The organism is Halothiobacillus neapolitanus c2 (assembly GCF_000024765.1).
Classification (GTDB): Bacteria; Pseudomonadota; Gammaproteobacteria; order Halothiobacillales; family Halothiobacillaceae; genus Halothiobacillus; species Halothiobacillus neapolitanus.
Window position 1 is genome coordinate 1,700,704 of sequence record NC_013422.1, and the last position, 18,538, is coordinate 1,719,241.

Genomic DNA, 18,538 nt, shown 5'->3' on the forward strand with positions numbered 1-18,538 from the left:
AACGAGAACAGGCGTCGATTTTTTCAAGCAGATTCTTAGGCAGGCTTTCGGGCTAAAAAACAGGACTCAATTACGCCGTGCGAACACCCATGGAGGCGACGAACTGATCAAACAACAAACCCAAATCATGTGGGCCGGGGCTAGCTTCGGGGTGCCCCTGGAAACTGAATGCGGCGCGGTCGGTGCGGGCGATACCCTGCAAACTGCCGTCGAAAAGCGAACGATGAGTTGCCTTGAGATTCGAAGGCAGCGTGTCTTCATCCACCGCAAACCCGTGATTCTGGCTGGAAATAAAGACTCTACCGGATTCGATGTCCTGCACGGGATGGTTCGCGCCATGATGACCGAACTTCATCTTGATGGTTTTGGCGCCACTGGCCAGCGCCAGCAACTGGTGCCCCAGACAGATACCGAAAACAGGCACATCATGCTTCAGCACTTCAGTTATTGCTTCGATGGCGTAGTGACAGGCGGCAGGATCACCCGGACCATTACCGAGCAGGATACCATCCGGATTCATTGCCAGCACGTCGCTCGCTGGCGTGGTGGCAGGCAACATCGTCACACGACATCCGCGATCGACCAGCATCCGCAGGATATTGTGTTTCATGCCGTAGTCCCAGGTCACCACGTGGCGCGTCAATTCGGGGCGCGGCGCTGGATTCTCGGGATCGAGATCCCAGGTTCCCTGTGTCCATTCAATGGTGCGATCGGTTGTCACTTCCGGCACGAGATCCATGCCGTCAAGACCGGCAAAACCGCGCGCCTGCGCCAAAGCGGTTTCAGGATCGAGGTTTTCGCCGGTCTGAATGCAGCCGTTTTGTGCGCCTTTGTCGCGGAGTACACGCGTCAGGGCGCGGGTATCAATATCGGCAATTGCTTGCAGACCATGCCGCTCGCAATAAGCTTGCAGCGATTCTTCCGAGCGCCAGTTGCTGACGATGGCGGATGCGTCACGAATAACAAGACCCGCCGCATGCACGCCCGTGGATTCGGCATCTTCGGCATTTACACCAACATTGCCGATATGCGGATAAGTCAAGGTAACAATCTGCCGACGGTAGGAAGGATCGGTCAGAATCTCTTGATAACCCGTCATCGCCGTATTGAAAACCACTTCGCCAACCGTCGAACCTTCAGCGCCAACCGATGTGCCGTAAAAAAGACTACCGTCGGCCAGAGCCAATAGCGCTGTGTGTTTCAAGAGACTCTCCCATCCAAACCGATATGCGAACAGGTTTATTGCAACCCGTTATTTTTGAAGCGTTTCATTGCACAGAATCCTTCCGGCGCGCACTGGCACCCGACGATTCAAGGCAGAATATTGGCAGGGATTATGCCCGACAAGCGGCCATTTTGTCCATGTGCGCGCCCGAATCTTGTGCCCTGTCGAGCTTATTTCAGGCCCAGCACATCCTGCATGTCGTACAACCCGGGCGGCTGATTCTTAAGCCAAGTCGCTGCCCGCACGGCGCCCTGAGCAAAGGTCATCCGGCTGGACGCCTTGTGCGTCAGTTCGATTCGCTCGCCGATTCCGGCGAACAGCACCGTGTGATCGCCAACAACATCCCCGCCACGAACCGTCGCAAATCCAATGGTTTGCGGATCGCGCGCGCCGGTATGGCCCTCGCGACCATAAACGGCCACCTCGGCCAGATCGCGATCATAGGCTTCGGCGACTGCCTCGCCCAGACGAAGCGCCGTGCCGGAAGGCGCATCTACTTTGTGCCGATGATGCGCCTCGATGATTTCCACATCGTAGCCCTCGCCCAGCAGTCGGGCGGTTTGCGCGACCACACCGAGCAGAACATTGACGCCTATGCTCATGTTTGGCGCGAAAACGAGCGGAATATCCTGTCCGGCTTCGGACAGCATGACCTTTTGTTCGGCACTAAAGCCGGTTGTACCAATCACCATCGCGCGATGCTGTGCACGGCAAACCGCCAAATTCTCCAGTGTCGCGTCAATAGACGTAAAGTCGATCAGAACATCAAAATCGGACGAAACACGAGAAAGATCATCGTCAATTGCACAGTTAAGAATGCCAACGCCCGCCAACTGCCCTGCATCCTGCCCGACCAGAGGGCTACCCTGTCGAACCAAGGCCGCGCCCAGTATCGTATCCGGATTTTGTACGGTCGCTTCCACCAAAACGCGACCCATTCGCCCGTTAACCCCTGCTACTGCAATTCTGCACGCCATGATCAGCACTCCCGAAACTTGATTCTCAATAATGACGTCAATCATACCGTGAATGCCGAACGGCATGACGCCAAGCAGACAGCGCGCACGTAAGTTTGGGATGAAATTGGGCGAGGAATGCTTTAAGGTTCAGGGCGATATAAACACAAAACCATAACGAATATTAATCTACTGATAAAATTATGAAATTCATTGCCGCCAGCGAGTTTAAAGCCCGGTTTGAACACGCACAAAACCCCGTTCTGATCGATCTATCCCAATCCAGTCAGCTATTTCTGGCCGATGCACATTGGATCGACTTCAATCAAATCGTCCGCAATGAAGGCGAACGAGCCGGATTGCTCCCCGACAACGCCGAGTTCAACCGTGCCTTGGCACAGACTGGCATCACACCAGATTCAACCGTTTTTCTGTTTGACGACAGCCAGGGTCTGGCGGCTTCGCGCCTTGCCTGGTCATTGGCGCTGTGCGGTCTTCAGGAGATTTATCTTATCGATGGTGGGCGCGAAGCCTTGCTGACTGCTGGCTGGCCAGTGGTGACCAAACCCGCCGCGCCCAAGCCCGCAAGCAATCTGACGTTCGACTTTTCAGCCCATCATTGCCACGCAGATGCCATCGCGGCGCAACTGGGCAAACCGGATGGGTGGCTCATCATTGATGCGCGAAGTGAAGAGGAATATCGCGGTACGGACAAACGATCCCGCAACGCCGGACACATCCCGGGGGCCGTTCATTTTGATTGGCAATGGTTCTTCGACCCCGAAAAGCCGGGATATCTACTGCCGGATGATGTCATTCGGGCGAAACTGAGCGAGAAGGGAATCAATGCGAAACCCAATGAAAAAAAGGGGCAGACTGTAGCGGTGTATTGCCAGAGTCACCGCCGTTCGAGCCTCATGTTCTGCGTGTTGAAGCATTTGGGTTTTCAAGATGTGCGCGGCTATCCCGGCGCGTGGTCTGATTGGGGCAACCGCGACGACCTGCCCGCAGAATTGGCGACAACAGAATGATTAAAACAATCCTAAAGCGCCCTGTGTCGATCAGATCCTGAAAAAATGTGAGCGGTAGTACACCAACTCGGCGATTGAGCCACGAATATCATCCAGCGCCTGATGGCTGGCGTTTTTCCTGAAGCCCTGCATCATTTCTGGATTCCAGCGTCGAGCCAACTCCTTGACGGTCGACACATCCAGATTCCGATAATGGAAAAACTGCTCCAGTTGCGGCATCAAGCGCACCATGAACCGCCGATCCTGACAGATGCTGTTGCCGGCCATGGGCGATTTGCCCGGCACAACCCACGCCTGCAAGAATTCCAGCGTTTGCAATTCCGCCTGGCGCATGGAGGTCGTGCTCGCCAGCACGCGTGCGATCAGGCCGCTTTCACCGTGCGTGCGGCGATTCCACTCGTCCATTTTGTCGAGCGTACTTTTCGGGTGGTGAATGGCAATCACCGGCCCTTCCGCCAGAATATTCAGGTGCTTGTCCGTGACCAACGTCGCCATTTCAATAATGGTATCCGTCATCGGATCAAGGCCGGTCATTTCAAGGTCGATCCAGATCAGGTTTTCGGTCGGCTCGGGCGTATTCATGGGTGTACTCGTGTCATCAATAAACCGCAACAGCCTAACACGAAACGAAGGTTTCTCTGCGCGCTCTAGGGCGTTCCTTTATAATCGCTGCGATTATTTACTTCCCACTTTTCTACCTCGGCATGGCTGTCACTTCTCATTAAATTTTGAGTAGTTACTCCTCTTTGCTCAACAACACGGAAGCTCTTGATGACGGATGTGCAGGACCTGGACAAACCGGATGAAATTGCCACGCTGATTCGCGATATCCGCGAAATCATGGCGCGCAATCGGTTGGTTGAGGGTCTGGTTGTTCGTTCAGATGAGCCGAATCATGCGCTGGTCGAGCGCATTGTGCACAAGCAGAATCTGACACGTCTGGCCCAGAAGCTGGAAAAGCTTCACCCAGCCGACATCGCCATGATTCTCGAAGCCTTGCCGCACGAGGATCGGCTGGCGATCTGGGAACTCGTCCGCTCTGACCACGACGGCGACGTACTGCTCGAAGTCTCGGACTCGGTGCGGGCCAGCCTGCTGGCAACCATGGACCGGGAGGAACTGCTCAATGCGGCCAATTCGCTGGAAGCCGACGAACTGGCCGATCTGGCGCCCGACCTGCCCGAATATGTTATGCAGGACGTGTTCACCGCCCTACCGCTTGAAGAGCGAGAACAACTTAAATTCGCCCTGTCTTACGCTGAGGATACCGTCGGTGCACTGATGGATTTCGACCTCGTGACTCTGCGCGCCGATGTGCGTATCGAGGTCATTTTGCGCTATCTGCGCCGCATGGAAGATTTACCCGATCATACCGACAAGCTTTTTGTTGTCGATCGTATCGGTCAGTTTCAGGGCGTCCTTTTTCTCAAGACCTTGCTTCTGAGCGACCCGGAGCAAGAAGTTGCGCAGGTCATGGCGCGTGAGGTGGTACGTTTCCACCCTGAGGACAAGGCACGGGAGACGGCTGATGCGTTCGAACGTTACGACCTGATCAGTGCGCCGGTCATCGATGAACAGAACCGGCTGATTGGCCGGGTAACGGTGGACGCTGTGGTCGATTTCATTCGGGAAGCCAGCGACGAGGAACGACTCGCTCAGGTGGGCCTGCGTGAAGAGGAAGATATCTTCGCCCCCATCCTCAGAAGCGTAAAAAACCGCGCACCCTGGCTGGCCATCAATCTCGTTACTGCCATGATCGCCTCGCGGGTGATTGGTTTGTTCGATGGCGCCATCGAGCAGCTGGTTGCATTGGCCGCGCTCATGCCCATCGTCGCCGGGATGGGGGGGAACGTCGGCAACCAGACCATCACCATGATCGTTCGTGAACTGGCCTTCCGCAAACTCGACAACGACGACATCCGCCTGCTCTACAGCAAAGAACTGCGCGTCGCCCTGATCAACGGACTGGTGTGGGGCGGCGTATTGGCCGTAATTACGCTGTTGCTCTACCACGAACCTGCGCTCTCGATCGTGATGATGTCTGCTGTCAGTCTTAACTTCCTCGCCGCTGCCTTTTTTGGCGTCACCATCCCTGTTGTCCGCATGAAACTCGGCCGCGATCCTGCTTTGGGGAGTTCTGTGTTGATTACCGCAATCACTGACTCGGGCGGTTTCTTTATCTTTCTGGGATTGGCCACAATGTTTCTGCTCAAATGAAAATCAGACTGACCGACCGCCAAAAAAACCAGATCGCCAACCGTCAATCCGCACCGGACGAATCGCTTGAGCGCGCCACCGTGATCACCCATCACGGCACCGAACTCATCATCGAAAACGCGGAAGGCAAGCTGCTACGCGCAAATGCACGCCGCACGCTGGGCGTGCTCACAACGGGCGACCGCGTGGGTTGGCGCACGGGGGAAGATGCCAGGGAAATCATCGAATTCGTCTACCCCCGCAGCAACACGCTCATTCGACCGGACACCCACGGCAAAACACGATTGATGGCGGCGAATATCGATCAGGTACTGATTATCCTGGCGCCTACCCCCTGGATGAACCCGAACGTGGTTGAACGCACACTGGTAGCCGCCCTCGACCTGCCCGCCACACCCATTATCGTATTGAACAAGGTCGATCTTCTCACGACAACGCAACCCGAGCACCGAGCGCTGATCGAGCAGACATTAGCCCTTTGGGCCGCACAAGATATAGACATCGTGCGCATCAGTACGAGAACCGGCGAAGGGATCGACGCCCTGCGTAACGTGCTGAACGACAAGATTTCGATGATGATTGGCTTGTCGGGCGTCGGCAAAACGTCTTTAGCTCGAAGCATTACCGCTCAGGCAGCCACCGCCGCCATCAACGAACTGTCGGCACACAGTCAGGAAGGCCAGCACACCACGCGACACAGCACCCTGTTTCGACTGGATCACATGCCCGGCGGCCTGATTGATGCACCCGGCGTACGAGATTTCGCCGTGGCAGCTCAAGACGCCCAAGCCATCGACCGTGCCTTTCCGGATATTCTGAGACTTGCCGGAGGCTGCCGGTTTTACAACTGCACCCACAGCCAAGAACCGAATTGTGCCGTTCGGGCGGCAGTTGCGAATAGCCAACTAGACAGCAGGCGGTTTGAAAATTACCAATCGCTCAAGCGCGAGTGCCCCCATTAATCAGCAGCTATTAGCCAGCAATCAACCCGGCGGCCAAGTCATTTGTCGCCCGCCCAACAAGTGCAGGTGCAGGTGATAGACCTCCTGCCCGCCATGATCCCGGCAATTGAACACCGTGCGATAACCCGCTTCTGCTATCCCCTCCTGTCCGGCCAGTTGCGCCGCGACGACAAACAACTCACCGATCAAAGGAGCGTCTTCCGCCTGAATATCATTCACGGTAGGAATAGGCTTTTTGGGAATAATCAGAATATGGACCGGCGCCTGGGGATTGATATCCCTGAACGCAAGAACACGATCATTTTCGAACACGATATCGGCTGGAATTTCGCGGCGGATAATTTTCGAGAAAATCGTGTCACTCATGCAAAACACCTGATAACTAATGAATGGAATCGACAAATGTAGGCTGCAACTGTACATAGCGTCAACGCAGTTGTTTAAAGTTTCACGGCAAAGTTCATCGCCAGTCAACAGCGCATCTTGACGATCAGTACCGAAAGCGCAGACACTTTGTTACAATCCATCGCGGCATTTTGGCAACGACGACCTGAAGAATTAGAGTTTACTTATCCTCCAATTAATAATTTCATCCCAGAACAGGGTGATAAAAGGGAACCGTTTGGGGTCAGAATCATCTAAAATCGTCAGACGCTTAGAAAACTTGGCGTTCAGTTCGTGTGAAAAAAACAATTTAGGGGCATTCATGAAAAAATTTATCCTTGTAGCCGCCGTGGCAAGCATGATGACAGGCATCGCGCATGCCGAAGACAAACCCAAGGCAGAAGTGATCGTCAACCCGAACGTTCAGTTTTTGGGACACACTGTGCCGATGAACGGTTCTGACATTTTCGGCAAAATCAACATCATTCCGGTTGCCGCCGACAAAACCAAATTCATTGCGAACTTCAAGGGTAAAAATACTGCCGGCCCACTGACTTTCTCAATCAACCTGGGCCGTTGCCGCGATTCAGCAACCAACAAGGTTAAATTCCCACTGACCAACGTGGTTAACGGCAAGTCCGAAACCGTGGTTGACGTGAAAACCGCTACTATCTTCGAAGGCGATGTACTCTCGTACACCCTGAAGTCAGGCGACAAAGTCGTATCCTGCGGCACTATCCAGTAATTCTGAATGTGCCAACAAAGAACCCCGCCATTAAGCGGGGTTTTTTATTGGCCATCTTTCGTTGATGTAGATTTTTCAGACGGCAGAAAGCCGCGAACACCTACCTTTTAGTTTCCAGCAATCATCAAAACCTGACCGGGCTTGAGTGGAGTTGACGAATCAAGTCGGTTGGAAGCAATCAGGTGTTTCACGGTCGTCGAAAACCGCCGAGCCACATTCCACAAGGTATCTCCCTTCTGAACGACATAGTGCCCCGATGACTCGCCACTTCTTTTCACCGGCATGTCGTCCGTACGCAGATGTTCTTGTTTCGCAGCCACGATCAATTTCTGGCCCGGATGAATTGGATCTGTGGCCTTTAGGCCATTGATGCGCTTCAAGTCGGCAAGATCCATATCAAACCGGTGGGCCAAGCCCCACAATGAATCCCCACTTTGCACCGTATAGAGCTGATCTGCGCCACTGGCCAACAGCTTCTTGCCGCGGCCGAACGGAACAATGATCGTTTCTCCGGGACGGGCATAGGCCGAACTCAAACGATTAACCTTGAGCAGTTCATCCACGTCACAGCCGTAACGGTAAGCCAGCTTATGAAAATTATCGCCTCGGCGAAGGGTATAACGCCCCCAGTTCATGGCCGATTTCTCGGCTTCTTCAAGTGCCGTCGTTGTAAATTGTGATACCAAACTCTTGGGCACCAGAAGGTTGGTCGTTTCCGGTCCGGTAATCGATTTATCGAAGCCGGGGTTCAGATTAAAAAGCTCGTCATGCGACACCCCTGTCAGCGAAGCCAGCTTGTTCAGGTTGACCGACTTATTCAACGTGATTTCAGTCACAACAGACTGATTCGGAATGGGATAGGGGTGGAAACCGTATTTCTGCGGATTGCTGAAAATAATCACCAACGCATAGAGCCGTGCGGGGTAATCAGCCGTCTCTTTGCTGATTCGGGTTAAATCCCAGAAATCGGTTGGCAGCCCCTTGGATTGGTTGTACGTAATCGCATTTTGTAACGTGCCCTCACCACCGTTGTAGGAGGCGATAACAACGGGCCAATTGTCATTAAACATGACCCGCAGACGCGTAAAATATTGCATTGCGGCATCAGTCGAAGCCTTGATATCTCGCCTGCCGTCATACCAAACCGTACGCCGCAGACCAAAATGATCCCCCGTGCTCCGAACAAACTGCCAGATACCCGCTGCGTTGCTAGTTGATACGGCGTCAGGTCGGTACGCACTCTCCACAATGGGCAACAAGGCCAATTCCAGCGGGAGATTATTGGCCTGCAAATCCGCCACGATCATATGCAAATAAGGCTTTGCACGTTCAGTGACACGCTCAAGGTAATCAATATGGCTGGAATAAAAGGCCAGTTGTTGCTGAACACGAGGGTTATTGGGAATCGGCAGGGTGAATCGAGCCGCGATATAGTGCCAGAGGTTGCCATCATTCATCCAGGCCGCCTTTCGCGCACTTTGCGCTGGCGTGTTAATGGCGGGCAGAATGCTGTAATCCACATTGTCCGAAGAAGAGCCATCGTCAAAGGCACTGGACGCCACCGGCGCATTACCTGCTGTTTGCGGTAAATTGGCACAACCACTCAAAGCGAGAAAAGCGGGTAGAACAAGGAGGATGAGAAAACGGAGCAACATGCTTCGCTGCGGCCGTTCGGCGCGATAACCCGCCAACCATTTGCCCATGAAAATCATAGCGGGATGGATCATTATTCAGTGATTCTGTGCGTGACGGGGAAGAAGCGGCAAATCATCAAACTCATCCTTCCAGCAACGTAGCGTCCAAAAGGCATCTGCATCGCTGAGCGATTCGCTTCGGGCATGTTTCAGAATCGCAGCCCGCAAGGATGGTTCACGAATCCGCAGGAACGGGTTGATTTGTTTCTCCAGAGACATCGAGGTTGGCACGCTCGGCAAGCCCGCCGCACGGGCTTCGTTCACTTCGCGAATTCGTTGGATGATCGATTCATTGTTTGGTTCGGCGAAGTGCGCAAATCGCAGGCTATCAGCGGTATATTCATGCCCACAATAGATCATCGTAGCGTCCGGCAAGCTCGAAAGACGATCCAGACTCGCCAACATCTGTTCGGGAGAACCCTCGAACAAACGCCCGCAGCCCGCTGAAAAAAGGGTATCGCCCACAAAGGCGGCCCCGTTAGAGATCAGGCTGATGTGCCCCAAGGTATGACCGGGTGTATGCCAAGCCTGGAATCGACCAATGTGTGGCAAATCAAAGGTTTCAAGATTGGCCAATGGATGTGTCACCCAGGTTTTGGCTTCGAGAGCGGGGCCGTAAACCGGCACGGGGAAACGAGCACGCAATCCGGCGACGCCCTGGCAATGATCGGCATGATGATGCGTCAGCAGAATAGCCTTAAGCGTGAGGTCACGCCGTTCGATTTCTGCCAGAACCGGTGCGGCTTCGCCCGGATCGACCACGGCACACTGCCCTTGATCCCCTTCGATCAGCCAGACATAGTTATCGGATAGGACGGGAATTGCGTGAATCCGCACAGTATCGTTCCTCCAACGTGCCCCGAAGCCTACAGCGAACGGTCACATCATCGTCATAAAAAACTGGTGACAGTGTACGAATATGACAACGGAGGTCAATCACCGAAACTACGAGTGACGCCATTAAAAGGCATTACTTATCGCTAGAGGCCATACAGAGGTGAACAAAGAATTGAAACTTAGCGACTCAACCCCTGGAGAATACCCTGAACATCGATCGATTGCGTTGGCAATGCAAGCAAGCTTGGTTCCGGGGGCTTCTCACTAATAGACTCAAGCCGATAAGCCTGACCGTAGCGCAACACACCCCAACCTTTGCGCACAAATTCGATCATTCGGGCATCCTGCCCCTTGTTTGCAGCCAGAGCCATATTTTGCAACGCACGCGTCAACTCAACCACTACCGGCGCATGGGATAGCACGACGACATCAGTATGTGATTTTCCTTGCTGATCGACCCATACCACCCGATATTGCTCGCCTCGAATACCGGCGATGGTTTCCTGATGCCCCATTGCCTCGAATTGGCTGACTGAACTGGCCATTTTGTTATTGAGCTGGTCGAGAACGCCAGCCCCCTGCCCCAAGGCTTGGGCGAGTTGGTCGGCACTCGCAACCGTGGCGACAACCGACAGGCCGCCGATCTGAGAGATCGCATACAGTGATCCCTGATGAAGCAGAATTTCTGCAGGTGGATGTGTCAGGTCCATGCGCAGGGCGCGATCATTCAGCCAGACCAGCGGTGTTTGCTCGACTCGACCATTTTGCTCTGACTGAAGCATGGCTTGGCCCGCTGCCTGAACGGGCGCGGCCAATAAAAAATACAGGCTCAATATGCCAAAAATGATTCGCATGACGACTCCTGTTGTAGCCCCTGAGTCCACGCAGAGGCGATGAGATGACATGACTGCACCATGACGCAGTTCACGAAAAAAAGATGTCGCACCGAAAGTCCGCAGAAAAATGAGTGCTAATCCAGAGTGCGCATCAGTACAAGCGCATCCTCGCGCCCGTCTTTGGCTGGGTAATAGGCTTTTCTGAGACCAACCTGCTTAAATCCGTAGGCCGCGTACAACTGCCGCGCCGCAGCATTCTCCTCTCGCACTTCGAGCCAGAGGCTACTGACTTCAGCCTTTCTTGCTTGTTCGATCATATATTCCAGCAGCAATCGACCAATGCCTCGGCGTTGCCTTTTCGGGTCGACGCACAGATTCAACAGGTGCCATTCATTGAGAATGGGCATCACCACACTGAAACCCAGTAATTTTGCCCCATCATACGCGCCATCAAGGTAATAACCCGAGCGAATGCAGTCCTTAAAAACCCGCTCGGACCAAGGGAAGATATGCGCCGCCTGCTCAATCCGTTGCACGGCGGGCAGATCTTCTTCATCTAGTGAGAGTATGTGTGCGATGGGTGGGTGCACAGGTGAAACTGCAGGACTCTGATCGGTTTGCGCATTCATGCCTGCGAGCCTACCAGCCAACGCCACAGTGCACGCTTGGCCTGTCCGCTTCGCCTGAGTTCTGCAAGCGACCAGGTCTGCCCATTCCAATAAACCGAGGGTGGCTGCTCATCCGATGCCGATTGATGGATTTCTGGCTTTCCCGGGGGAAGACAGCGCGAAATGGCCGAAACCAATGCTGAGAATTCAGCACCGTTTGCAGCGATGAAGCACAACCCTGTGTTCTGGTTTGGCTCACCTACGAACCCTTCCTTATGGGCAATTTCAGGTGAGTACACCAGAGCAGCCCGCTGTTCCGCGGCTGGCGCATCAGATGGCGCCGTATCCGTTTCTAATAAAGTAACCGATCCGGACAAATGGCCTGGCATTGGCACGCGCAACACCCACTGGTCGATACCCAACCAGTGAAGTGCCGGGATGCTATCCATGCACGCGCCACCGGGACAAAACGTTCACACGTCGCCCATTTGAGGGTGCGCGCGTTCAGCAGGCTTTTGCAGGCGATCAAGCGCATTGAGATAGGCCTTGGCAGATGCAACCACGATATCGGTATCGGCACCTTGCCCCGTTACAATTCGGCCCGCGCGTTCAAGACGCACATTTACCTCGCCCTGTGCATCGGTACCGCTGGTGATGTTGTTCACGGAGTAAAGTTGCAGATTAGCGCCCGACTGCATCATATTCTCGATACAAACAAATGCCGCATCGACTGGCCCCGCACCCTGTGCCGTGGCCGATTTCTCTTCGCCCGCCACAGAAATCACCAAGTTGGCCATTGGCACTTCGCCGGTTTCCGAACACACTTTCAGCGAAACAAGTTTGAGCTGCTCGACCTGCTCTTCGTGCACTTCAGAAACAAGCGCCTGAATATCCTCGTCGAAAATTTCACGCTTCTTGTCGGCCAGATCCTTGAATCGCCGGAAGGCATCGTTCAAGGCTTCTTCGCTGGCCAGATCGATACCGAGCTCGGTCAAACGACTCCGGAAGGCGTTGCGCCCGGACAACTTGCCCAACGATAGTTTGTTGGTCGTCCAGCCCACGTCTTCTGCACGCATGATTTCATAGGTTTCACGATGCTTGAGCACACCATCCTGATGAATGCCGGATTCATGGGCAAAAGCGTTCGCGCCCACAATGGCCTTGTTCGGCTGCACGGGATAGCCCGTGATGGTGGAAACCAGTTTGGAGATTGGCACAATCTGGGTCGCATCAATTCGGGTGTCGAGACCGAACACATCTTGACGTGTACGAACGGCCATCACCACTTCTTCAAGTGCGGCGTTACCCGCCCGCTCGCCCAAGCCATTGATGGTGCATTCAACCTGACGCGCGCCTGCCAATACGGCAGAAAGCGAGTTGGCGACCGCCATGCCGAGATCGTTGTGGCAATGCGTGGACCAGATCACGCGATCCGACCCGCGTGTGCGGCGAATCAACTCAGCCATGCGCGCGCCCCATTCGGCTGGCGTGGAGTAACCGACAGTATCGGGTACATTCAATGTGGTTGCGCCTGCGTCAATGGCCGCCTCGAAGATACGCACCAGAAAATCGATCTCAGAACGAACCGCATCCTCAGCGGAAAATTCCACATCGTCGGTGTACGTACGGGCCAGCTTGACCGCTTTAACTGCATGATCGACGACCTCATCCGGCGTCATGCGCAGCTTTTTCTCCATGTGGATGGGGCTGGTCGCAATAAAGGTATGAATCCGCTTGCGGGCCGCCGGTGCGATAGCCTCGCCAGCGCGACGCACATCACGCTCGTTGGCACGCGCAAGCGAACACACCGTTGAGTTTTCGATGGTTTCGGCGATCGCGCGGATAGCCGCAAAATCACCTTCACTTGCGGCGGCAAAGCCGGCCTCGATGACGTCGACGCCCAATCGCTCCAGTTGGCGAGCGATACGAAGTTTGTCCTCACGGGTCATTGCGGCGCCAGGGCTCTGCTCCCCATCACGCAAGGTCGTGTCAAAAATAATTAAAGAGGAATTTTGATTGTTAACCACAGGGGGATTTTCTTTTGGCTGAGTCATCATGCTATGCGCCTCGATCGTGAACGACTGCACGTTCTGATAGGTATTAATTTATTGGTTAGATCACGTTTGGCCACGTCTGGCTTGGAAGCGTTATTTACTGCCGAACGGCAGTCGCAGATCCAATAGCTTGAGCAGCAGGGCGCCAGACGCACAAAAACTCCCAGCAGATAAACCGCGAGAAGTCGAAGCGTGTGCAGAAATAGAAACGTTCACCATCATGGCGCAAAAATAGCCCGCAGAAGACATAAGGTCAAGCAAGCTGTGTATGTCCACAACCACTCGTTCACGGCCCAGCTTATCTGCACACGTCCCAAGCGCTAGACCACATGGCTCACCCGAGGTGCAGCGGAACGCAAAAATCCTGCTACAATTTTTCGATGCAAAACTTATACATCAAAGCCATGGTGAGCGTGACATGAGCAATCCCGATCAACAGCAGCCGGCCGAGGCGCTTCCAACCGCAAGCACATCGACCGTTGCTATCGATAAAACGTGCCCAGCACCGGATGATCCGGCTTGCCAGGACGGGCTGTTCCCTATTCGAGCCGTCGCGAACATTACGGGTGTGAACCCTATTACCCTGCGCGCATGGGAGCGTCGTTACAATCTCATTCGCCCCACACGAACGGCAACAGGTCATCGCCTTTACAGCGCATCCGATATTCAGGAAATTCAGCGGATCATGGCATTGTCCGCACAGGGCATTGGCTTTACGCAGATCGCCCAGATTCTGGCACGCGAATCCCGCTTGGCCGAAAACTATCAGGCGCCAGCCGATCATTCATTATCGGCAGTACCGGAATCTCGTCCAGAAACCCCTACCGCATCGCCCGGACAGGGCGTAAGTCTGATCGAAAGCCTGAAGCAAGCCATCATTCATATGGATCCGCTGGCTCTGAGACGAGTCGAGCAACAGGCGATGATGTGGCTACCCCCTGAACAGGTCATGAACTCGATCCTTATTGAAGCGTACCGACAGCTCGAAGAACGCGACTCTTGGCCGGATCGCGATATGGGCCTGCACTGGTTCGGCCACCATGTCCGTCAACGTCTTGAGTGGTGGCTACTGCAACACGCAAGGAAACCGTCACCATCCCACCCATTGGTTCTAGTAGACACCACAACAGACCATCGACCACTTGATTCAAACGAATGCCAACTGATTATGTCCCTAGCGGGGAAATGCACCGTCCAGCTTATCACCGACACTTTATCGGAAACACAGCGCGTCCGACTGGTCAATCGATGGCAAGCGCAGCACTGGGTTCGACTACTCAAACCCTCCGAACCTCAGCAGGACTGCACAGGAGACCTACTCTCAGGCTCGACCCGGTTACACTGGTGTCAAATAATTTCAGATGAGCAGGCTTTCTCCATCGCACCCAATGGCGTATGCCAAGGCGGTATTATTCGTTGCAAGCGGTATCTTCTGGATCAGATCGCTTAGTGCCTGTTATGATCAGGTCCGATCGAATCAAATGTTCGCGCGCGAGGTCGCCTCAAGTCATGCTGGATTCAGAGTTACTGCGAAAAGCAGTGGATGCATCAAACGACGGAATTGTTATTGCGGAGCAGGAAGGCGACGACAATATTCTGATTTATGCCAACGCTGCCTTCGAACACCTCACCGGCTATTGTCTGGACGAAATCCTGTATCAAGATTGTCGATTTCTCCAGAGTGATGATCGGGATCAATCAGCACTCTCAGAAATAAAAAAAGCCATCAAGGAAGGTCGATCAGCCCGCGTCGTGGTTCGCAATTACCGCAAAGATGGCGTCTTATTCTGGAACGAACTCTCAATTACACCGGTTTTCAACGACAAAGATCAGTTGACCTACTTCATTGGAGTACAACGCGATGTGTCTGAACTGGTTCGGTTGAAAGAAGAAAACATCGCGCTGAAAAGGGAGCTGGCGAAAATCGGCGCCAAATTGTCACAAAATAGTGTGCCCACAGTTTGATTTTGAATATAGTATGTTTCGCTTGCCCTTAAACGGAATTATCGGTCACATCACGTTATGAATCCTCCCGCCATCACTGGCCTATTGGCTGCACTCGTAAAAACCTCCGTCATTGAGCCGCGACAAGCGACCGAGATTCTCGAGAAGTCACGAGCCAGCAAAGAATCCATTATTCAGACGCTGATCAACAGCGGGATTTCTTCTGCCAAGATCGCCCAATCGGCATCAAAAAATTTCGGTATCCCGCAGATCGACCTGGATGCATTCGACACCACCGATTTGCCCACATCCATCGTTCCCGCAAAACTGCTTGAAAATGGCAATGCCCTCCCCCTGCGCAAGCGAGGGCGCCGTCTTACGGTCGCCATGGCCGATCCATCGGATCTCGGCATTCTTGAGAATTACCGATTCAGTACCAACCTCACCATTGACGTCGTCGTGGCCGAGGCGCAAAAAATCACCCGATTGCTTGAAGAAGCCAGCAGCAACTCCATGGCTGATCTTGCCAATCTTGACGATGATCTGGCTAATATCCAGATCGACGAGGGTGATATTGCGGGCGGGGACGGTTCAAGCGAGGATAATCTTCAGGACGATATTGTCGTCAAGTTCGTAACCAAGGCATTAACCGATGCGATCCGACGCAAGGCTTCCGACATTCACATCGAACCCTACGAAAAGATCTTTCGTATTCGAGTGCGTATCGATGGCATTCTGACTGAAATCCCACCGCCCCCGCGACAACTGGCCGATCGTATTGTTTCCCGCGTTAAGGTTATGAGTCGCATGGATATTTCCGAACGACGCGTGCCACAGGATGGTCGAATCAAGCTCAAGATTTCCGCAGGACGCTCAATCGATTTCCGGGTCAACTCGCTGCCGACCTTGTTCGGCGAAAAAATCGTGCTGCGAATTCTCGATCCCACCAGCGCGCAACTCGGTATTGATTCGCTCGGATACGAAGAAGACCAGAAAAAGCTTTACATGAAAGCGCTAGAACGTCCCTATGGCATGATTCTGGTTACCGGTCCTACCGGCTCCGGTAAGACCGTGTCGCTGTATACGGGCTTGAATATCCTCAACACCATGGATCGGAATATATCGACCGCGGAGGATCCTGCTGAAATCGTGGTTCCCGGCATCAATCAGGTCAATGTCAACGCCCGCGTCGGCCTCACCTTCGCCAGCGCACTACGTGCCTTCCTGCGTCAGGATCCCGATGTCATCATGGTCGGCGAAATCCGGGATCTCGAGACAGCCGAAATCGCCATCAAAGCCGCTCAGACTGGTCACTTGGTGTTATCGACGCTGCACACGAACGATGCACCCCAAACGCTGACCCGCTTATTGAACATGGGTGTGCCGGGATATAACATCGCCTCATCAGTCAATCTGATCATTGCCCAACGACTGGCCAGGCGACTTTGCAACAACTGCAAAAAAGTAGATCATGTGCCGGACGAGGAGCTTGTGCGCGAGGGCTTCAAGCCCACCGATGTACAGGAGGGCTTCAAAATTTTCAAAGCAGTAGGTTGTGATCAGTGCACTAATGGATACAAAGGCCGCGTCGGTATTTATCAGGTGATGCCTGTCTCTGAGGAAATGGGACGAATTATCATGCGTGGTGGTAATTCAATGGAACTGGCGGAGCAGTCTGTCAAAGAAGGAATTAACGATTTACGGCAATCCGGCTTACGCAAAGTAAAAGCCGGTGTCACCAGCCTCGAAGAACTCAATCGGGTGACCAAGGATTAAGGGAGAGCACCATGGCCATTACAGCGACGGCAAAAAAGAAACCAAAGGACGATAAAATCATCTTCGTTTACGATGCAAAAAACAAAGATGGCAAGATAGTTAAGGGTGAAATGAGCGCCCATAACGAAATGATTGTTCGCGCAGAAGTTCGACGACTGGGCCTGACAGTCATCAAAGTCAGGAAAAAGCCCAAACCTCTGTTCAGCAACACAGCATCAATCAATGCCAAAGACATCGCCGTTTTGGCACGTCAGCTCGCCACGATGATGCAAGCTGGCCTGCCCATCGTGCAGGCATTGGACATCATGGCGCAAAGTGCCGAAAAAGTACCCATGAAGGAGCTGATTTCCACCGTTAAAAATGACGTGGAAAGCGGTTTGACACTGGCAGATGCCATGGACAAACACCGCAAATATTTCGATGAACTGTTCGTGAACTTGGTCCGCGCGGGTGAAGATTCAGGCTCACTGGAGCTCGTCCTCGACCGCATTGCCGTCTATAAAGAGAAAAGTGAAAGCCTGAAAGGCAAAATCAAGAAAGCATTGTTTTATCCCATTGCCGTGGTGGTAGTTGCCTTTATCGTTACCTCGATTCTGCTGATCTTCGTTATTCCACAATTCCAAGAGCTGTTTCAAGGATTCGGGGCCACATTGCCCGCGTTCACCCTGTTTGTTATCGGCATTTCCAATGCATTCAAGACAAATTGGTATTGGATTTTTGGCGGAATCGGTTTCGCTATTTTTCTATTTGTTTACGTCAAGCGTCGATCGGATCGTTTCAACCATTTCCTCGACCAAATCATCCTGAAAGTTCCAATTTTCGGTCCATTAACCGAAAAAGCTGCCATTGCGCGTTTTGCGCGGACACTGGGCACGATGTTCTCCGCCGGTGTACCGCTGGTTGAAGCAATGGAACCGACGGCAGGATCGACCGGAAACGCCTTGTTCAAAGATGCCGTCATGAACATGCGCGACATCATTGCGGCCGGTTCACCACTCAAAGTGGCGATGCAACAATCCAAGCTGTTCCCGGTCATGGTCGTACAAATGGTGGCCATTGGCGAAGAAACCGGTGCTTTGGATACCATGCTCGGCAAGGTTGCCGATATGTATGAGGAAGAAGTCGACAATATGGTCGACGCCATGTCCAGCTTGCTCGAACCCATGATCATGGCGTTCCTCGGCGTCGTGGTCGGTGGTCTTGTTATTGCTATGTACCTGCCGATCTTCAAACTGGGTTCTGTGGTTTAAATCACTCAACACCACTTCT

The 18,538-nt window shown here is 53.5% G+C and carries 18 protein-coding genes; 8 read left to right on the plus strand and 10 right to left on the minus strand.

The genetic code is table 11. The features are described from left to right. Positions 1-70 precede the first annotated feature (70 nt). Entirely contained in the window at positions 71-1,204 is a 1,134-nt protein-coding gene (gene carA, locus HNEAP_RS07830; RefSeq protein WP_012824427.1) for a glutamine-hydrolyzing carbamoyl-phosphate synthase small subunit, read from the minus strand. A gap of 191 nt (positions 1,205-1,395) precedes the next feature. Beyond that, the gene (gene dapB / locus HNEAP_RS07835; protein WP_012824428.1) at positions 1,396-2,202 is read right to left on the minus strand and encodes a 4-hydroxy-tetrahydrodipicolinate reductase; all 807 of its coding nucleotides are present in this window, start codon (positions 2,200-2,202) and stop codon (positions 1,396-1,398) included. Positions 2,203-2,384: 182 nt separating this feature from the next. Here dapB and HNEAP_RS07840 point away from each other — a divergent pair, with 182 nt between their 5' ends. Next, entirely contained in the window at positions 2,385-3,212 is an 828-nt protein-coding gene (locus tag HNEAP_RS07840) for a sulfurtransferase (protein ID WP_012824429.1), read from the plus strand. Positions 3,213-3,242: 30 nt separating this feature from the next. Here HNEAP_RS07840 and orn read toward each other — a convergent pair whose 3' ends face one another. Continuing rightward, the gene (gene orn / locus HNEAP_RS07845) at positions 3,243-3,794 is read right to left on the minus strand and encodes an oligoribonuclease (RefSeq protein WP_012824430.1); all 552 of its coding nucleotides are present in this window, start codon (positions 3,792-3,794) and stop codon (positions 3,243-3,245) included. A gap of 189 nt (positions 3,795-3,983) precedes the next feature. On the opposite strand from orn, the gene mgtE reads away from it, so the two are divergent. Further along, positions 3,984-5,429, plus strand: a complete 1,446-nt coding sequence (mgtE, locus tag HNEAP_RS07850) for a magnesium transporter (RefSeq protein WP_012824431.1) — start codon at positions 3,984-3,986, stop codon at positions 5,427-5,429. After that, positions 5,426-6,391 carry a ribosome small subunit-dependent GTPase A gene (gene rsgA / locus HNEAP_RS07855; protein ID WP_012824432.1) on the plus strand — a complete coding sequence of 322 codons (966 nt, stop codon included), beginning with the start codon at positions 5,426-5,428 and terminating at the stop codon, positions 6,389-6,391. Before mgtE ends, rsgA begins: the two co-directional genes overlap by 4 nt. Before the next feature lie 21 nt (positions 6,392-6,412). Here rsgA and HNEAP_RS07860 read toward each other — a convergent pair whose 3' ends face one another. Continuing rightward, positions 6,413-6,757, minus strand: coding sequence for a histidine triad nucleotide-binding protein (locus HNEAP_RS07860; protein ID WP_012824433.1), 345 nt, complete (start codon positions 6,755-6,757; stop codon positions 6,413-6,415). A gap of 340 nt (positions 6,758-7,097) precedes the next feature. Between HNEAP_RS07860 and HNEAP_RS07865 the strand changes: the two genes are divergently transcribed. After that, a complete protein-coding gene (locus tag HNEAP_RS07865) occupies positions 7,098-7,520 on the plus strand; it encodes a hypothetical protein (protein ID WP_012824434.1) in 423 nt (140 codons plus the stop codon). Positions 7,521-7,627: 107 nt separating this feature from the next. On the opposite strand, the gene HNEAP_RS07870 is transcribed toward HNEAP_RS07865, so the two are convergent. From HNEAP_RS07870 to HNEAP_RS07895, 6 genes are all read right to left on the minus strand, one after another. Continuing rightward, positions 7,628-9,247: a lytic transglycosylase gene (locus HNEAP_RS07870; RefSeq protein ID WP_012824435.1), complete on the minus strand. Its 1,620-nt coding sequence runs from the start codon at positions 9,245-9,247 to the stop codon at positions 7,628-7,630. Positions 9,248-9,250: 3 nt separating this feature from the next. Beyond that, on the minus strand, positions 9,251-10,051 hold the full coding sequence (gloB, locus tag HNEAP_RS07875; RefSeq protein WP_012824436.1) for a hydroxyacylglutathione hydrolase: 801 nt from the start codon (positions 10,049-10,051) through the stop codon (positions 9,251-9,253). 179 nt (positions 10,052-10,230) lie between these two features. Further along, entirely contained in the window at positions 10,231-10,905 is a 675-nt protein-coding gene (locus tag HNEAP_RS07880; RefSeq protein ID WP_012824437.1) for a hypothetical protein, read from the minus strand. A gap of 116 nt (positions 10,906-11,021) precedes the next feature. Further along, positions 11,022-11,516, minus strand: coding sequence for a ribosomal protein S18-alanine N-acetyltransferase (gene rimI / locus HNEAP_RS07885; RefSeq protein WP_012824438.1), 495 nt, complete (start codon positions 11,514-11,516; stop codon positions 11,022-11,024). Beyond that, complete coding sequence (locus HNEAP_RS07890) at positions 11,513-11,944, minus strand: hypothetical protein (RefSeq protein ID WP_012824439.1); 432 nt, start codon at positions 11,942-11,944, stop codon at positions 11,513-11,515. Before HNEAP_RS07890 ends, rimI begins: the two co-directional genes overlap by 4 nt. Positions 11,945-11,968: 24 nt before the next feature. After that, entirely contained in the window at positions 11,969-13,552 is a 1,584-nt protein-coding gene (locus HNEAP_RS07895; protein ID WP_012824440.1) for a 2-isopropylmalate synthase, read from the minus strand. Positions 13,553-13,967: 415 nt separating this feature from the next. Between HNEAP_RS07895 and HNEAP_RS12275 the strand changes: the two genes are divergently transcribed. From HNEAP_RS12275 to HNEAP_RS07915, 4 genes are read left to right on the plus strand one after another with little or no spacing between them, the layout of a single operon-like run. Beyond that, on the plus strand, positions 13,968-14,999 hold the full coding sequence (locus tag HNEAP_RS12275) for a MerR family transcriptional regulator (protein ID WP_012824441.1): 1,032 nt from the start codon (positions 13,968-13,970) through the stop codon (positions 14,997-14,999). A 59-nt stretch (positions 15,000-15,058) separates the two neighbouring features. Beyond that, positions 15,059-15,514 carry a PAS domain-containing protein gene (locus tag HNEAP_RS07905; RefSeq protein ID WP_012824442.1) on the plus strand — a complete coding sequence of 152 codons (456 nt, stop codon included), beginning with the start codon at positions 15,059-15,061 and terminating at the stop codon, positions 15,512-15,514. Between the two features lie 57 nt (positions 15,515-15,571). Further along, on the plus strand, positions 15,572-17,269 hold the full coding sequence (pilB, locus tag HNEAP_RS07910; RefSeq protein WP_012824443.1) for a type IV-A pilus assembly ATPase PilB: 1,698 nt from the start codon (positions 15,572-15,574) through the stop codon (positions 17,267-17,269). Between the two features lie 11 nt (positions 17,270-17,280). Beyond that, entirely contained in the window at positions 17,281-18,519 is a 1,239-nt protein-coding gene (locus HNEAP_RS07915) for a type II secretion system F family protein (protein ID WP_012824444.1), read from the plus strand. The last annotated feature ends 19 nt before the right edge of the window (positions 18,520-18,538 follow it).

What these genes read in the sequence shown, in the direction of transcription:
- HNEAP_RS07880 (WP_012824437.1), bottom strand. Translation starts at nt 10,905, where the DNA reads ATGCGAATCATTTTTGGCATATTGAGCCTGTATTTTTTATTGGCCGCG.
- HNEAP_RS07865 (WP_012824434.1), top strand. Translation starts at nt 7,098, where the DNA reads ATGAAAAAATTTATCCTTGTAGCCGCCGTGGCAAGCATGATGACAGGC.
- rsgA (WP_012824432.1), top strand. Translation starts at nt 5,426, where the DNA reads ATGAAAATCAGACTGACCGACCGCCAAAAAAACCAGATCGCCAACCGT.
- HNEAP_RS12275 (WP_012824441.1), top strand. Translation starts at nt 13,968, where the DNA reads ATGAGCAATCCCGATCAACAGCAGCCGGCCGAGGCGCTTCCAACCGCA.
- mgtE (WP_012824431.1), top strand. Translation starts at nt 3,984, where the DNA reads ATGACGGATGTGCAGGACCTGGACAAACCGGATGAAATTGCCACGCTG.
- dapB (WP_012824428.1), bottom strand. Translation starts at nt 2,202, where the DNA reads ATGGCGTGCAGAATTGCAGTAGCAGGGGTTAACGGGCGAATGGGTCGC.
- HNEAP_RS07915 (WP_012824444.1), top strand. Translation starts at nt 17,281, where the DNA reads ATGGCCATTACAGCGACGGCAAAAAAGAAACCAAAGGACGATAAAATC.
- HNEAP_RS07870 (WP_012824435.1), bottom strand. Translation starts at nt 9,247, where the DNA reads ATGATCCATCCCGCTATGATTTTCATGGGCAAATGGTTGGCGGGTTAT.
- HNEAP_RS07890 (WP_012824439.1), bottom strand. Translation starts at nt 11,944, where the DNA reads ATGGATAGCATCCCGGCACTTCACTGGTTGGGTATCGACCAGTGGGTG.
- orn (WP_012824430.1), bottom strand. Translation starts at nt 3,794, where the DNA reads ATGAATACGCCCGAGCCGACCGAAAACCTGATCTGGATCGACCTTGAA.
- HNEAP_RS07905 (WP_012824442.1), top strand. Translation starts at nt 15,059, where the DNA reads ATGCTGGATTCAGAGTTACTGCGAAAAGCAGTGGATGCATCAAACGAC.
- HNEAP_RS07895 (WP_012824440.1), bottom strand. Translation starts at nt 13,552, where the DNA reads ATGATGACTCAGCCAAAAGAAAATCCCCCTGTGGTTAACAATCAAAAT.
- HNEAP_RS07860 (WP_012824433.1), bottom strand. Translation starts at nt 6,757, where the DNA reads ATGAGTGACACGATTTTCTCGAAAATTATCCGCCGCGAAATTCCAGCC.
- HNEAP_RS07840 (WP_012824429.1), top strand. Translation starts at nt 2,385, where the DNA reads ATGAAATTCATTGCCGCCAGCGAGTTTAAAGCCCGGTTTGAACACGCA.
- pilB (WP_012824443.1), top strand. Translation starts at nt 15,572, where the DNA reads ATGAATCCTCCCGCCATCACTGGCCTATTGGCTGCACTCGTAAAAACC.
- rimI (WP_012824438.1), bottom strand. Translation starts at nt 11,516, where the DNA reads ATGAATGCGCAAACCGATCAGAGTCCTGCAGTTTCACCTGTGCACCCA.